This is a genomic window from Agrobacterium sp. H141 (assembly GCF_057158725.1).
Map to the genome: position 1 here is coordinate 3478494 of NZ_CM169893.1, position 13492 is coordinate 3491985.

General features: G+C 59.7%; 12 protein-coding genes. 3 read left to right on the top strand and 9 right to left on the bottom strand.

What is annotated here, in order from left to right; all coding sequences use genetic code 11:
* The first annotated feature begins 361 nt into the window (after positions 1 to 361).
* The gene (locus tag ACWPM9_RS16360) at positions 362 to 2194 is read left to right on the top strand and encodes a methyl-accepting chemotaxis protein (RefSeq protein WP_428185663.1); all 1833 of its coding nucleotides are present in this window, start codon (positions 362 to 364) and stop codon (positions 2192 to 2194) included.
* Between the two features lie 78 nt (positions 2195 to 2272).
* On the opposite strand, the gene ACWPM9_RS16365 is transcribed toward ACWPM9_RS16360, so the two are convergent.
* Together ACWPM9_RS16365 and ACWPM9_RS16370 are read right to left on the bottom strand one after the other, a co-directional pair.
* A complete protein-coding gene (locus tag ACWPM9_RS16365) occupies positions 2273 to 2956 on the bottom strand; it encodes a dimethylsulfonioproprionate lyase family protein (protein ID WP_484755827.1) in 684 nt (227 codons plus the stop codon).
* A 183-nt stretch (positions 2957 to 3139) separates the two neighbouring features.
* Positions 3140 to 3649: a 2-thiouracil desulfurase family protein gene (locus ACWPM9_RS16370; RefSeq protein WP_484755828.1), complete on the bottom strand. Its 510-nt coding sequence runs from the start codon at positions 3647 to 3649 to the stop codon at positions 3140 to 3142.
* Between the two features lie 112 nt (positions 3650 to 3761).
* On the opposite strand from ACWPM9_RS16370, the gene ACWPM9_RS16375 reads away from it, so the two are divergent.
* Together ACWPM9_RS16375 and ACWPM9_RS16380 are read left to right on the top strand one after the other, a co-directional pair.
* Positions 3762 to 4130, top strand: coding sequence for an ArsR/SmtB family transcription factor (locus tag ACWPM9_RS16375; protein WP_484755829.1), 369 nt, complete (start codon positions 3762 to 3764; stop codon positions 4128 to 4130).
* Positions 4127 to 4663 carry an SRPBCC family protein gene (locus ACWPM9_RS16380; RefSeq protein WP_484755830.1) on the top strand — a complete coding sequence of 179 codons (537 nt, stop codon included), beginning with the start codon at positions 4127 to 4129 and terminating at the stop codon, positions 4661 to 4663. Before ACWPM9_RS16375 ends, ACWPM9_RS16380 begins: the two co-directional genes overlap by 4 nt.
* 50 nt (positions 4664 to 4713) lie before the next feature.
* Here ACWPM9_RS16380 and glyS read toward each other — a convergent pair whose 3' ends face one another.
* The 7 genes from glyS to ACWPM9_RS16415 all read right to left on the bottom strand — a co-directional run bounded on the left by glyS (position 4714) and on the right by ACWPM9_RS16415 (position 13224).
* Positions 4714 to 6867 (bottom strand): glycine--tRNA ligase subunit beta, encoded by a 2154-nt coding sequence (gene glyS, locus ACWPM9_RS16385; protein WP_484755831.1) that lies wholly within the window; start codon positions 6865 to 6867, stop codon positions 4714 to 4716.
* 106 nt (positions 6868 to 6973) lie between these two features.
* Positions 6974 to 7537 carry a hypothetical protein gene (locus tag ACWPM9_RS16390; protein WP_484755832.1) on the bottom strand — a complete coding sequence of 188 codons (564 nt, stop codon included), beginning with the start codon at positions 7535 to 7537 and terminating at the stop codon, positions 6974 to 6976.
* A 15-nt stretch (positions 7538 to 7552) separates the two neighbouring features.
* The gene (locus ACWPM9_RS16395) at positions 7553 to 9469 is read right to left on the bottom strand and encodes a DUF2207 domain-containing protein (RefSeq protein ID WP_484755833.1); all 1917 of its coding nucleotides are present in this window, start codon (positions 9467 to 9469) and stop codon (positions 7553 to 7555) included.
* Between the two features lie 100 nt (positions 9470 to 9569).
* A complete protein-coding gene (locus ACWPM9_RS16400; RefSeq protein ID WP_428185671.1) occupies positions 9570 to 9719 on the bottom strand; it encodes a hypothetical protein in 150 nt (49 codons plus the stop codon).
* Between the two features lie 66 nt (positions 9720 to 9785).
* Complete coding sequence (aroA, locus tag ACWPM9_RS16405) at positions 9786 to 11057, bottom strand: 3-phosphoshikimate 1-carboxyvinyltransferase (protein ID WP_484755834.1); 1272 nt, start codon at positions 11055 to 11057, stop codon at positions 9786 to 9788.
* Positions 11058 to 11090: 33 nt separating this feature from the next.
* Entirely contained in the window at positions 11091 to 11642 is a 552-nt protein-coding gene (locus ACWPM9_RS16410) for a LemA family protein (protein WP_484755835.1), read from the bottom strand.
* A gap of 649 nt (positions 11643 to 12291) precedes the next feature.
* Positions 12292 to 13224: a glycine--tRNA ligase subunit alpha gene (locus ACWPM9_RS16415; RefSeq protein ID WP_484757668.1), complete on the bottom strand. Its 933-nt coding sequence runs from the start codon at positions 13222 to 13224 to the stop codon at positions 12292 to 12294.
* Positions 13225 to 13492: the final 268 nt, after the last annotated feature.

Here is a 13492-nt window from a genome sequence, read left to right on the forward strand (position 1 = left end):
TTCCAGCTGCACGATCCCAGCTGCATGGGCAATCCGCGAAGAGCGGAAGGGCGCCCCGGCCTTATCGCTGGGGCGCTTCCTTTTTGGGCCGAATTCAAAGGCACGTGGTGCAAGGCACACCGGAAATGATACGTGCCAATGCAACTTTTCCTGTTTGATCAGACAGACGACCTGGGAAACCTATCTTTTTTAGGTCCGAATATTTTAGTAAATCATTTTCTTTTAGGTCGTAACCTTATCGACGAATGGAAAATGCTGACGGCAATGATGGCCGGGCCCCATGCATCGCTTCGATATGCGTCTCATGATTAGTCCGCATCTCACCCCCGACAATTTCAGTTTTCCTCTCAGAGGCCCTTTGATGAAGAACATGAAGATTTCCCGCCAGCTCTTCCTGCTGGTGATGGCTCTGGTCGTTGGCACGGCCGGGCTCGTCTACTATCAGATCCAGATGGCGACGACCGCGATCTATGCCGAGCGTTACGGCATGCTGCGCTCGCAGGTCGAGTCTGCACTTTCGATCATGCAGTCTTTCTACGACCGCGAAGTGTCCGGCGAGCTCACAGAAGAGGAAGCCCAAAAGCAGGCTTTCCGCGAAATCACGACAATCAAGTATAATCCGGACGGTTATATCTTTGCTTATGACTATGACATCGTCATGCGCATCCACCCTGTTGCCAGCAAGATCGGCGAAGCCGGCAAGGGCAAGGGAGACCAGACCGGGCATTTGTATCGCGACGAGATGGTTTCTGTCGGCAAGGCCGGTGGAGGCATCGTCGACTATTACAGCACCGTCAAACCAGGCCAACCAACGGGCAACTATCTGAAGAGTTCCTATGCCAAGGCTTTCGAGCCATGGCGGCTCGTTCTTGCCAGCGGCGTCTATGTCGATGACCTGCAGGCGCAGATCCGCGGCATGGTGTTCAAGGCCGTTGGCATCGGCGGCGGCGTTCTTGCCGTTGTCCTTTTTGCCGCCTGGTTCGTGATCCGCGGCATCACCAAGCCGCTGGCAGCGATCCACAAGTCGCTTGAAGCCGTGGCTGACGAGGATGTCAGCATCAAGATCCCGCATACCGACATGGGCAATGAAGTCGGGATGATGGCGAAAGCCACGGAATCGCTGCAGGAAAAGGTGCGCGAGCGCCATGCCATGGTGGCACGCCAGACGGAACAGCAGACGCTGCTCGATAGCGAACGCCAGCAGAATGCGGCCATGCAGCGCACAGAAGCCGAGCAGCAGGCCCATGTGGTCTCCACCATCGGCGCCAGCCTTGAACAGCTGGCAAAGGGCGACCTGACCGTGCGTTGCGCCGACCTCGGCCAGAAATACGCAACCCTTCGCGGCAATTTCAACGAGGCGATGGACCATCTCGAAGCGGCCATGGGCAAGGTCAATGCCAAAGGCATCGACATCAGTGGCTCCAAGGAAGAAATCCGCCGGGCTTCGAACGAGCTGTCGCAGCGGACCGAGCGTCAGGCCGCCAATCTGGAAGAAACATCGGCAGCTCTCGACGAGCTGACGGTTGCCGTTCGCCAGACGGCAGATGGTGCCAAGGAAGCCGCCAAGCGGGTTGTCAGCGTTTCTTCCGAAGCGGACAAGTCGGATGGGGTCGTCACGGCTGCCATCAATGCCATGACCGGCATCGAACAGTCCTCAACCCAGATCGCCAGCATTATCAGCGTGATCGAGGATATCGCCTTCCAGACAAACCTTCTGGCGCTGAATGCCGGCGTCGAAGCTGCGCGTGCCGGCGAAAGCGGCAAGGGCTTTGCGGTCGTTGCCCAGGAAGTGCGTGAACTGGCCCAGCGTTCGGCCGCCGCGGCAAAGCAGATCAAGGAACAGATCTCGACCTCTTCGGACCAAGTTGGAAACGGCGTACAACTGGTCGGTCAGGCCGGCGAAGCGCTGAAGCGTATCTCCGACCAGATCAAGTCGGCCTCGGATATCGTAACCAAGATCGCCCATTCGGCATCGGAGCAGGATACAACGCTGCGCTCGATTGCCTCGTCGATGAACCAGCTGGATACGACCACGCAGCAGAATGCCGCCATGGCCGAAGAAACCACAGCATCGGCAGAGACACTGGCTGCCGATACCGAGGAACTTCTGAACCTCATCCGCGGCTTCAAGGTCTCGAGTGCATCCACAAGCGGTCTGCACCATGCAGCCCAGCAGATGCGCCGCGCAAGCTGACCTTGCCTTAGATCCACCGCCTGCCATAAGGGCCGCCAGACATATGTCCGGCGGCCCTTTTTTTACAGCCAGGACAGTTCAATCGAGTGGAGCAAGGCCTGGTGGCTTGGGCTTTCGAATGGCCGTAAATTTCATCCCCGGATAGGCCAGACGCTCTATCGGCCCAATCCAGGCATAGGCCAGCAGACATGGCTCGAATTCACCGGTGGTGATACGGTGTTCGTGATCGGAGCGGTTGAGGATCAGCGAGCCCGGCGCATAGACGGCGCTGTCGTTTTCCGACCATGCCCCGGCAATCGAGATGTAGCTTTCCTCGATATCCTTGTGGCTGTGCTGCGGATAGGTGGTATTGGGTGCAAAGAGCACGAAACCCAGGATCAGATTATCTGCCTTGATCGGTCCCTTGGGGCCCAAGACCTCGCAATAGGCATATTTGCGCTCCAGCGGCTTTGGCACGCGCTCATAGCCGAATTCCCATGTGAGTTGATGTTCGAGCCGCGACAAAGCGCGACTGAGCCCTGCCATGACATTGCGGCTGCCTATATCGATGGCGCGGCCGAAATGCTGAACGACCGGTCTGGTCTCGACGTCGCGCTCGACGATCTCCGGATTGGCGTCGATGATGGCCGACAGGGCATCGCGCACCCGCTTGCGGTGGCTGCGAATGGCCTTGCTGCCACCGGCGGAGCCATAGCGATAGAGCGTTTCGAACTCGCGAAGGAGATAGATCCAGTCTGGAACGTCGGAGAGGTTGCGTGTCATTGCCGGCTCATCCACTGAAAGTTTGGGCGGATCCGCGCGCGGCGACATTGTTGCCTTGCCTGCCACGCTGCAGGTCCTGTTGTCGCTATGCCATGCCGCTGACGTGACTGACGGTTTGAAAACGACATGCCGCCCTTTCCTTTCCGCTGAATTGCGTGAGGCCCCAAAGCGTAACGAGAGGCATCAGATTGCCGGGTCGGCTTCATCCATGTTCAAACGCTCCACCAGTTCATCGACCTGATTGTCAGAGAAAACCTCGATGCCGGCCTCTCGCATCAACGCGGCCGTGACGCCCTCGCCTGCATGTCTTTTTCCGGTAAAGCTACCGTCATAGATAAAGCCCGATCCGCAAGACGGGCTGCCATCGATCAGCAGCGCATAGCGGCAACCGGCATTGCGAGCCTTGTCCACGGCCTTACGACCTCCGGCAATAAAGGCCTCTGTCACATCCGCGCCGGTCACTTCCACGACCCGTGCCCTGCCCGCCAGCACATCTTCAGCGCTGAAGCCGCCTTCGATCTCGGCCGGAGGTCTGGGCGTGGGCAGGCCACCGGCCTGTTCGGGACAGAAACCGACAAGCCGGCCTTGCTTGCGCCAGCGCTCGATGGCCGGATGGGCGAGCAGCTTGCCCTTGCCGTCATAGCGAACGGGACGACCAAGCAGGCAGGCACTGATGAGAATTTTTCCGGTCATGGGCTTTTCTAAGACGCGCAGGGCATCGGCAGCAAGCGGGTCCGGGAGAGAATGCTGCAATTTATTAAACCAATCGGTTGACTATTCGCTCAATCCATTTATATTAAACCACATGGTTGAATTAAGCGCATCCCAACTCGATACCGTCTTTCACGCACTCGGCGATACCACACGCCGCCGGATGCTGAATGCACTTGCCGATGGTGAACAGACTGTGAGCCAGCTGGCCGAACCCTACGAGATGTCGCTTGCGGCGGCATCCAAACATATCAAGGTGCTGGAGAATGCGGGGCTCGTTCGCCGCGAAATCCGCGGCCGGACCCATATCTGCCGGCTGGCGCCACAACCACTGGGCGCCGCCCATGCGTGGCTGCGCCATTACGAACGCTTCTGGAACAGCCGTCTCGATGTGCTCGAGCAATTGCTGCGCCAGGACGACAAATCTCAGAAGACCCCACCCGAAGAAGGAAAGCAGACATGAACGACATGAGCATGCGTGACGACTACGGGACCCTTGAGGACCCGACCACACTGATGATCCGGCGCATATTGCCGGGCCCGATCTCGCGCGTCTGGTCCTATCTGACCGACAGCGAACTGCGCAGCCAATGGCTCGCCTCCGGCGAGATGGAGCTTGAAAACGGTGCGGATTTCGAACTCACCTGGCGAAACGACAATCTCGTCGACGGTCCAGCCACCCCGCGCCCGGAAGATTTCGGAGCGGAGCACAGCATGAAAAGCCGCATCGTCGCGGTCGATCCTCCCAATACACTGGTTTTCACTTGGGGAGACAATGGCGAGGTGGCGTTTGCGCTTGTTGAAAAAGGCGAGAACGTGCTGCTCACCATCACCCATCGCCGCGTTGCCAACCGCGCCATGCTGCTGATGGTTTCCGCCGGCTGGCACGCCCATCTCGACGCGCTCGTGGCCGTGACAAACGGCATGGCACGCCCGGACTTCTGGGCACACTGGGCCAGCCTGAAAGGCGATTACGACAAGCGCCTGCCGGCCTGAGCGGACACAGAAGCACAAAGCAGAAGGCCCGGATCGACCGGGCCTTTTTATTATCCGCTGATCTTGGAGAAGTCTGCCACGGTGCCCGTCGCCTCGCGGATGGCTGAAAGAAGAGCCAGACGATTGGCGCGGATGGCGGTGTCTTCGTCGTTGACCAGCACGTCCTCGAAGAATGTGTCGACCGGCACGCGCAGCGTCGAGAGCGCCTGCATGGCGGAGCGGAAGTCTTCCTTGGCGACCGCCTTTGCTGCTTCGTCCGTCGCGGCCTTGACCGCAGTCGCCAGTGCCTTTTCAGCATCCAGCTTCAACAGTTCCACCGACACGCCATCGGCAACCACAGTGCCCTTCTTCTCTTCGGCGGCCAGCAATTGTGTGGCGCGCTTGGTGCCGGCCAGCAGGTTGAGCCCATCTTCCGAGGTGATGAAGGCCGTCAGCGCCTCGGCCTTGCGGGCCACCATCAACAGGTCGTCGGCATCCGGCGTCAGCACGGCATCGATAATGTCATAGCGGGCGCCCTGATCGCGCAGATAGACCTTGAGGCGATCGTGGAAGAAGGAGAGGAGATCGGCGTCCTTGACCACCGTCAGCAATGGCACCCGAACGCCACGCTCCAAGATCATGCGGACGACGCCGAGCGCTGCACGACGAAGCGCGTAAGGGTCCTTCGAGCCGGTCGGCTTTTCGTCGATGGCCCAGAAGCCCACCAGCGTATCGAGCTTGTCGGCGAGCGCCACCGTCAGGCCAACCTTGTCTTCCGGCAGACGGTCGGACGGGCCCTGCGGCTTGTAGTGGTCCTCGATGGCAGCCGCGACAGAGGCATCTTCGCCCTGCAGAGCTGCATATTTGCGGCCCATCGCGCCCTGGAGTTCGGGGAATTCGCCGACGGCTTCGGTGCGCAGATCGGCCTTGGCGAGCACCACGGCACGATCCACGAGCGCAGGATCGGCGCCAACGACCGGCGCCAGCGTCTTGGCCAGTTCGCGGATACGCGCGACGCGGTCACCTTGCGAGCCGAGCTTGGCGTGGAAGGTGACGTTGAGCGCATCGAGCTTGGCCATGCGCTGGTCGAGCGGCTTGGTGAGGTCCAGATCGAATTTCGCAGCCGAGGCTTCGAGATCGCCGAGATCGGGCAGATTGCCCTGGTCGCGGTTCCAGAAATGCAAAGCGTCGGAGAGGCGCGCGCGCACCACCTTGCCATTGCCGTGCATGATTTCCTTGCCACCATCCTTTGCCTCGATGTTGGAGACGAGGATGAAGTGGTTGGAGAGCTTGTCCGTCTCGCCGGTCGGGCGGGTGACGAAGCATTTCTGGTTGGTCTTGATCGTCAGACGAATGATTTCCGGCGGGATCGCCAGGAAGCTCTCCTCGAAGGTACCCAGAAGCACATTCGGATATTCGACGAGGCCTGCGACCTCTTCCAGAAGGCCCGCATCCTCGACCAGATCCAGCCCATTGGCGAAGGCCAGGTTGGCCGCATCCTGGGCGATGATTTCCTTGCGGCGCTCGGCATCGAGCACGACCTTGGCCTTTTCCAGGCTGACGGCATAATCGTCGAAGCGGCGCACGGTGATGGCTTCAGGCGCATGGAAGCGATGGCCATAGGTGATGTTGGAGGCCGTGATGCCGTCGACCTCGAAGGGGATGACTTCGGTTTCGTCGTGTTCGATGCCGAAGGTGCAGACAATCGATTGCAGCGGGCGCACCCAGCGCAGGCTTTCCGAGCCCTTGCCTTCAATACCGTTATAGCTCGAGCCCCGGGGGCTGGAGGCCGCGCCTGAGCGCATGCTGCGTGGCCACGGGAATGTGCGGATGATGCCGGGCATTACCTCGGTGACGATCTCCTGGGCAGCACGGCCGGGCTTGTCGATGAAGGCAACGTAGAATTCGCCCTTCTTCGGATCGCTCTGCACCACGGCTTCGGAAATGTCGGACAGGCCAGCCCCACGCAGGAAGCCTTCGATGGCCTTTTCCGGTGCATCGACACGGGGGCCCTTCTTTTCCTCACGCACATCGGCGGAGCGGGCGGACAGGCCGCGGATATCCAGTGTCAGACGACGAGGCGTCCAGTATTCCTTGACGCCTTCATAATTGAGCCCCGCCTCAACCAGCGCACCTGTGACCAGCGCCTTCAGGTCGCCTGCGGCCTTGCGCTGCATGCTGGCTGGAATTTCCTCGGAGCGGAGTTCGATAAGAAGATCGGGCATGGGACAATGTCTTTTTCAATGGACAGAAAAGCTGCGGCGGACTTAGCAAGGCCTAAGCCTGTTGTCATCCGAAAAGCAGGAAAAACCGATAAGGATCCAGCAGACCCTAAGGCAAATGCTTGCGCGACAGGAAAACGACCGCAGCCAGAATAAGCGCCCCACCCACAGCATAAGGTATGACGGCACTGCCCGCCTGCGGACTGTAAACGAGGCTCCAGGCGATCTTGCCGACGGCACCGATTATGGCAACCCCTAGTCCGAGCTTCCACGAGCGATGCCAGAAGGCCGTCAGCAGAGCTGCGCCATACACCATCACCGCGATCAGTCCGGATAGGTTTGACCAGGTCCAGCCCGCACGAAGCAAGGCGCGCTCCATCGCGAGGAAGGCCGTCACATCCTCTCTCGGTTCGACAGGTGCCGGAAACCAGAACATCGAGCTCAACAAAGCAAAAATGCAGACACCGATCCCGCCGAACGATCTTTTCCATGCGCAGTAACACATTGGCAGAAGCAGCAGCGGACGAGCGACCCACGAGGCCGTGTTCCGATGGCGATTGAATGCCCATTCGAAAAAGGTATCGCTTGTGAAGAAGGCAGTCAGCAACAGGAGGCTCGCAACCGTTGCTGCGATGGCAAGATACCTGTCGGCGGATTTGCTCAAGCCGAACACGTTCTCACTCCCACCTCACCAGCCACCGCCGCCGCCACCGCCACCGCCGCCGCCGGAAAAGCCACCGCCACCGCCAGAGCTTGCCTTGGGAGCGGGCAGCGAAGACGAGATAGTCGAGGCCATGGAAGAGGAAAATCCGCCGATGCGGTCGGAGAAGCCGCCCATATTGCCGCCGTGATACCAGAGCGGACTATAGCTTGCCGCAGCACCCCCCGCGGCCGCCGTTGCAAGCCAGGCCTCGAAGGCTCGGGTCCAGGGCTTTTCCACGCCGAGCGCGACGGCATATGGCAGAAGCGTTTCGAAATGGCGCGGCGACATGGTGGGGGCGCCTTGCATGTTCATGCGGTCTTTTTCAGCCAGCGTCAGATAAAGCCGCAAGCCCTCGATCCCGTCCATCAGCTTGCGACCCAGCGGGGTCGGTGCGCCCATGAGGAAGAAAAACAGCACGTTCAGAAGAGCGATGCCGCCAAAGGCAATGACAGCTGCAATCTGCTGTATGCCCTCCAGCTCGGTCAGCATACTGGCGATGATGAGGCCGCCAATCATGACCCCGACGAAGAGAATGATGCCAAGGGCCGCAATGATCACGATCTTCTTGACCATGGATGCCGAGCGCAGTTCCTTGCCGAAGGCGACTGCGATGCCGCCTGCAAAAAAGCCGACGAACACCGCCATCGCCATGAAGCCGATGGAGGTTTCGGAAATCCAGCCAAAGATGAAAAGGCTGAGCAGTGCCACGACGCTCAAGGCAACGCCGCCTGCGATATATCCCAGATTATGCTTGTAGTATTTGTTGCGATGTTCCTTTTCGATGGCACTGCGAAACCGCACACCGATCTTTTGCACCGTCTCGCCATTGGCCTTGTCGACGGTCAGGCTCGATCCGGGCGGTCCAACCGAATTGAGCAGGCTCAGCTGCCCCGGCGGCAGATCGGCCTTGGGCTCGGCTGTCGTGCGGCGCATGATCAAGGTCTTGTCGAGATCGTCCAGTTCCAGCAATCCCTTGACCGCGAGATCGATGGCGGATGCGGAAAAGGCCGTCCAGCCCGAGCCGGAAAATCCCTTGTTGTCGACATAGTTGACCAGCGCCGGGGACAGGCCATCGGGTGCGTCCCAGCGCGGCACGACAATGCCTCTTGCCGGGTCTCGCCCCACCGCACGCCAGGCACGCAGGTAATAAAGCCCGACGACGAGCAGCCCGCCAAACCCGATGATGACATTGCTGTAGTCGCGAAAGAACCACCATGTACGCTGGGCATCGGTGGGCGTCGCCAGCACACCCTTGGGGATGCCAACAATGATGCTGAGCCCCTGGTTTGGCCCCAGCGGCCTGGTCGTCTCGAACCGCGCGCTGCTCCCGGTAATGCGCGCGCGGGCGTCTTTGCCTTCCGCGCCGTAACCGCCGGCGAAATAATCGGTTTGCGTGGGCGCAGCATCGCCCGGCAAGGTGACGGTTGCCGAGACCTCGCGGACCGGGAACTGCCAGCCAGTTCCGTTGACGTTCCAGTAGAGCTCATCCTGGTCGTCGTAACGGGCAATCCAGCGGCTGGTGTCGTAGGTAATCTTATAGGTGTGCAGGCCGTTGTCGAGCCAGACATTCTCGTCGCCGGCATAAATGCGAATGCCGCCACTGATGCTCTCGGTGTGAAAGGCCTCAGGCTCGCCGTCGCGGGTGACGGAAGAGAGATCGAAATCGACACGTACCACTTTGCCGTCGGCATCGCGCGCAAACAGCGGGAAGTCGCGGAAGATGCCGCGGCGGATGTCGCGCCCCTCGGCATTGACGGTAATCGTTTCCGTAACATGCAAGGAGGCATCCGGACGGACGGCGATGTCGGCATGATAGGATTTGATGAATTCTTCGGCGGATGCCGATAGTGGCCCGACCAGGCTCAAAAGCAGTGCCAGCACGAGGCCGAAAACAGGTCTCATCAATAAAATCCCCCTTGTTGCAGTCCCCTTATAGGGCGCAGACAAGGGGGATTGAAACATGAAACGCGGCTACCTGACATGCAGGCAGATCGTTCGCCTGTTATTTTTCTTCGACGGACAGGCCGTTCTTGCCGATGCTCAGCTCAACGCCCTTTGGCTCGGTTTCTTCCTGATAGACATAGGTGGCCAGACCAATGACGACGACGGCCAGTGCACCGATGATGAGATAAAGGCCATTGCTGCGGCTCATAAGCATTACTCCTGAAATTCCAGGCGCGCGGAAGCGCGCCGATCCGGGGAAATAATGCCTAGCCGGTCATAAAGTTCCCTCGTCAGTGCCAGCATATTCAACGCCGAGTGACGCCAGTGCGTTCCAGTAGGCCGGGTATGTTTTCGCCACACAGCCCGGATCTAGAATGGTGATGCCGGCAATCTTCAGGCCTGCAAGCGCAAAGCTCATGGCAATCCGGTGGTCAGCGAAGGTGTCGATATCGGCTGGAAGGGTCTGGCCGGCAAGGTCCGGATCCGAGGCAATCACCAGATCATCGCCCTCTTCCGTAGCCAGGCCATCGCGAATATTGTTGAGGCCGGTCGACAGGGCTCTGATGCGGTCGCATTCCTTCACGCGCAGGTTCTCGATACCGACAAAGCGCACCGGCGTTCGGTTAAACGCCGCCAACACCGCAAGGGTGGGGATGGCGTCCTGCATCTGCGAACCATCGATCTCGGCCGGCATATTCGGGAACTGCGCCATATAGGCCTGCGATTTGGCATCGGGCTGGGTGAAATCGGCCGTCGCGGTGCCGATGTCGATCGCGCCGCCTGTCAGCACTTCGGCAGCCCAAAGATAGGTGGCGGCCGAGGCATCCGGTTCTATGTGATAGTCGGCGGCAGTGTAACCGGTTGGCGCAATGCGCCAGGAGGCCGATGTCGGCTGGGTGACCGTTGCTCCAAAGGCGCGCATGGCCGACAACGTCAGGTCGACATAGCCGCGCGCACCGATCTCGGCACCGGCCAGTTCGATCTCGAAAGGGTCGGACGCACAGGCGCCCGCCATCAAGAGCGCCGACACATACTGGCTGGAGAGCCCTGCATCGATCACCACACGATGGCTGGCAAACTGGCCTGTGGCATCGATGGTGACGGGCGGGCAACCGGTCGGGGCGTCCGCCTTGACGCCGAGAGCGTTCAAGGCATCGACGAGCGGCTTGATCGGGCGCTTGCGCATATGCTCGTCGCCATCGACCACATAGCGCCCCTTGCCCAACGCCAATGCGGCGGTGAGAAAGCGGGTGGCGGTTCCGGCATTGCCGAGAAAGAGCGGCGCTTCAGGCTGCGTAAGTTCACCGCTGCTTGTGACCACGAATGTGGTGTCATCGGGCTCATCGACCGTGACGCCCATGGCGCGCAGGGCGTCTGCCATATAGCGGGTATCATCGCTTTTCAGCGCACCGGTGAGTCGGCTCGTGCCCTTGGCAAGGCCTGCCAGAAGCAGCACGCGATTGGTGATGGATTTCGAGCCGGGAGGGCTCACGCGGCCGGTCAATGGATGGCCAGGCGGAATGATGGTCAGCTTGTCAGTTGTCATATCAGGTCTCAAAACGGGCCTTGCAGCCCGGTATTAGAATTTCACGGCTGGAACCGCGCGATCGGCATCATTGGCAATTTCGAAATAGCCGGCCTTGGTGAAACCGAAATTACGCGCCACCAGATTGGACGGAAAGCTGTCGACCTTGACGTTCAGATCACGGGCCGCACCATTATAGTAGCGGCGCGACATCTGGATCTCGCCCTCGATGGTTTCCAGCGAGCGCTGCAATTCGAGAAAGTTCTGATTGGCCTTGAGGTCGGGATAGGCTTCAGCCAGCGCCATGACGCGTCCGAGTGCCTGGGACAGCATGCCTTCCGCAGCAGCCCTGCCCTCGACATCGCCCGATGGCACGCCCTGCGCGCGATTGCGAAGCTCGACCACTTCTTCCAGCGTCTGCTTTTCGTGGGTGGCATAGCCCTTCACGGTCTCGATCAGATTGGGAACGAGATCGGCACGGCGTTTCAACTGAACGTCGATGCCGGACCAGGCTTCCTCTGTCATCTGCCGGGACTTGACCAGTCCGTTATAGACGATGACCGCATAGACGGCGAGAACGGCCAGGACTGCAAGCGTAATATACATCGGGCTTCTCCGGCGAAATGAGCAGCGGGACAATAGGCGCAACGGGAATGGATGTCATCTCAAGACGCGCCCTCGACAACGACCTATAGGGGCGGACGGGCCGGATGAACAGGTCTGCCCCACATGGTTTCGCGTATCTTGCTGTCTCAACGCATCAAAATCACGCAATCCTCGCTGGCCGGTCTGAAGCATTCCTGCGACACGCCAGTGGTTCGGACTGTGGATGCAACGCGCAAATCACAGGGCGCGCGCTTCGCTATACAAAGATCTTGCTAGGCAGTTCGCGGGATACCGCTTTTTTCTCGACGCAGCTAACTTGGTAATCGTTCGAGGCAAGGAACTGCAGGGGACCCAAGGCGGACGGGTCCCTCCCAGTACCGGAAGCCCGAAATGGCTGGAATAGCGGGGAACGAGGAATGTCTACCGCTACGCATGTGATCAATATGGCGGCGTTTCTGTCGTTGTTTTTCGACTATGCAGTTGCAATGCAGAGAGTAGAACCCTGTGGTACTCGGCGGACCCTGCAGATCTACTCCAAGCAACTTCCGACGGGGGCCGTTGCGGGATATGTGACCTTGTCTGATCCTCTCCAAGCGAGCATGGATGTCGTCTGACGGGAAACCGTCAGGCGACATTCTGTTTTGGCGGTTCAGGCAGCCTTGCCGAAATTCACACCGCCGGCATCGGTCATCAGGAAGGCTTCGCCGCAGGCCTTGGCAAGCGTTCGGACCCTGAGGATATAGCTTTGACGCTCGGTCACCGAGATCACGCCACGGGCATCCAGAAGGTTGAAGACGTGGGATGCCTTGATGCACTGGTCGTAGGCGGGAAAGACGCATTTGTGCAGACGCTGATTGTCGTTTTCGCCCGGAGCACCGGCTTCCAGCAGCGCCTTGCATTCCTTTTCTGCATCGATGAAGTGGCGATGCAGCATTTCGGTATTGGCGAATTCGAAATTGTGGCGGGAATATTCCTGCTCGGCCTGCAGGAAGACATCGCCATAGGAAATCTTCTCGTCACCCTCGCGGCCGTTGAAGTTGAGGTCGTAGACGTTGTCGACGCCCTGCACATACATGGCCAGACGCTCCAGACCATAGGTCAGTTCGCCGGCAACGGGCGAGCATTCGATGCCACAAACCTGCTGGAAATAGGTGAATTGCGAAACTTCCATGCCATCGCACCAGCATTCCCAGCCGAGACCCCAGGCGCCCAGTGTCGGGCTTTCCCAGTCGTCCTCGACGAAGCGGATATCGTGCAGCAGCGGGTCGAGACCGATTGCGGCCAGCGAGCCGAGATAGAGTTCCTGCAGGTTGGACGGATTGGGCTTCAGGATGACCTGATACTGGTAATAATGCTGAAGACGGTTGGGGTTTTCACCATAGCGACCGTCAGACGGCCGGCGCGAGGGCTGCACGTAGGCGGCCTTCCAGGGCTTTGGCCCGAGCGCACGCAATGTCGTTGCCGGATGGAAGGTACCAGCGCCCACTTCCATGTCGTAGGGCTGCAGCACGGCACAACCCTTGTCCGCCCAATAATTGTGAAGCGTCAGGATCAGCGCCTGGAACGAGCGCTTCGGGTCCATATGGGGTGCAAGCGTGGTGGTCATGGATAACTGTCCGACTTGTGAGGATCTGTTTGGCGTCTGGTGCCACGGTGCAGCGGCAGGGTCAAGTCTGACACGCTATCCCGTGGGCTACGCTTTCACCCGGGAAACACGGAAACGTGTCTTAGGGAAGATGTAACAATGGGCCGGATGAATGCGTAACCGTCGATGAAGCCATGATGCTTGCGGGCACAGCATGGCGGACTGGTGTCTTCCAGGGTTGCGACCGGGAGGCGCTCAACATCAA

Bases quoted from the DNA above. Each gene is read 5' to 3' on its own strand.
- ACWPM9_RS16360 (WP_428185663.1), top strand. From the start codon at position 362: ATGAAGAACATGAAGATTTCCCGCCAGCTCTTCCTGCTGGTGATGGCT.
- ACWPM9_RS16365 (WP_484755827.1), bottom strand. From the start codon at position 2,956: ATGACACGCAACCTCTCCGACGTTCCAGACTGGATCTATCTCCTTCGC.
- ACWPM9_RS16370 (WP_484755828.1), bottom strand. From the start codon at position 3,649: ATGACCGGAAAAATTCTCATCAGTGCCTGCCTGCTTGGTCGTCCCGTT.
- ACWPM9_RS16375 (WP_484755829.1), top strand. From the start codon at position 3,762: ATGGTTGAATTAAGCGCATCCCAACTCGATACCGTCTTTCACGCACTC.
- ACWPM9_RS16380 (WP_484755830.1), top strand. From the start codon at position 4,127: ATGAACGACATGAGCATGCGTGACGACTACGGGACCCTTGAGGACCCG.
- glyS (WP_484755831.1), bottom strand. From the start codon at position 6,867: ATGCCCGATCTTCTTATCGAACTCCGCTCCGAGGAAATTCCAGCCAGC.
- ACWPM9_RS16395 (WP_484755833.1), bottom strand. From the start codon at position 9,469: ATGAGACCTGTTTTCGGCCTCGTGCTGGCACTGCTTTTGAGCCTGGTC.
- ACWPM9_RS16400 (WP_428185671.1), bottom strand. From the start codon at position 9,719: ATGAGCCGCAGCAATGGCCTTTATCTCATCATCGGTGCACTGGCCGTC.
- aroA (WP_484755834.1), bottom strand. From the start codon at position 11,057: ATGACAACTGACAAGCTGACCATCATTCCGCCTGGCCATCCATTGACC.
- ACWPM9_RS16410 (WP_484755835.1), bottom strand. From the start codon at position 11,642: ATGTATATTACGCTTGCAGTCCTGGCCGTTCTCGCCGTCTATGCGGTC.
- ACWPM9_RS16415 (WP_484757668.1), bottom strand. From the start codon at position 13,224: ATGGACCCGAAGCGCTCGTTCCAGGCGCTGATCCTGACGCTTCACAAT.